Genomic DNA, 318 nt, shown 5'->3' with positions numbered 1-318 from the left:
AAATCAAGTAAGCACTGTTTAATGCATTCCCTACTGAATAATCAGGTGGTAATGACAAGCCTTCATTCTTCTTCATATCCTCAATATTGTTATTAACCATCGTAACTAACTCATTACTCATGCTTATTCCTCCTCTGACACCCAGTGATAGCCTAGGCGCTCCATCATGGTAGCTGTATCGACATGTACCAGTAACTCGTCCCACATTCTGGCTTCACCAAATACATCAATTAGCCATTGCCAATTCGGTTCAGTGCCTTGATCCGGATACGGAATGTCAACATTCGTTGACCCGAAAGTGACGATACATAACCCACT

Annotated in this window: 1 protein-coding gene and 1 pseudogene; both read right to left on the bottom strand. The window is 42.1% G+C overall.

Annotation, left to right across the window (positions count from 1 at the left end; translation table 11 throughout):
* Window positions 1-121 (bottom strand): annotated as a pseudogene (locus MZO41_RS16595) (recombinase RecT); the annotation flags it as partial.
* Between the two features lie 2 nt (window positions 122-123).
* The coding region (locus MZO41_RS16590; RefSeq protein WP_368049738.1) for a recombination system host exonuclease inhibitor at window positions 124-318 on the bottom strand (195 nt) is incomplete at its 5' end.

The sequence above is a fragment of the Lactiplantibacillus sp. C232 genome, from assembly GCF_023806725.1.
In the GTDB taxonomy this organism is placed as follows: Bacteria; Bacillota; Bacilli; order Lactobacillales; family Lactobacillaceae; genus Lactiplantibacillus; species Lactiplantibacillus plantarum.
Note: the sequence above shows the minus strand (reverse complement) of the source record. Positions and strands in the feature narration are given on the sequence as shown.